This window comes from Ochrobactrum sp. SFR4, assembly GCF_019730395.1.
GTDB lineage: Bacteria > Pseudomonadota > Alphaproteobacteria > Rhizobiales > Rhizobiaceae > Pseudochrobactrum.
On the sequence record NZ_JAAPBB010000351.1, the window covers coordinates 1 to 365 of the forward strand.

Consider the following 365-nt stretch of genomic DNA (forward strand, 5'->3'; position numbering starts at 1 on the left):
GGGCAAAGAAGAGGTTTGGTCTTATCCGACCCAATATGGCGACTGTGAAGATTATGTGCTGCTCAAGCGCCGTATGCTGATTAATGCCGGTTTTCCGGTCAATACCCTGCTGATCACTGTTGTGCGCCAGAGCAATGGCGAAGGCCATGCCGTGCTGACAGTCCGCACAGACCGTGGTGACTTCATCCTCGACAATCTGGAAGATAGCGTCAAAAACTGGAATCAGACCGACTACACCTATCTGAAGCGTCAGTCGGCCCGTCATACCGGCCAGTGGGTTGATATCCGCAACGCGCCGCAGATGCTGCTGAGCGATATTCCGACATCGGCACTTGAGCGCCGTGTGCCATAGTTGGCACACAAAG

1 protein-coding gene is annotated in these 365 nt (G+C 54.2%); it reads left to right on the top strand.

What is annotated here, in order from left to right:
* On the top strand, nucleotides 1-352 hold a 352-nt coding region (locus tag HBA93_RS19325; protein WP_221724375.1), incomplete at its 5' end, for a transglutaminase-like cysteine peptidase.
* Between the last annotated feature and the right edge of the window lie 13 nt (nucleotides 353-365).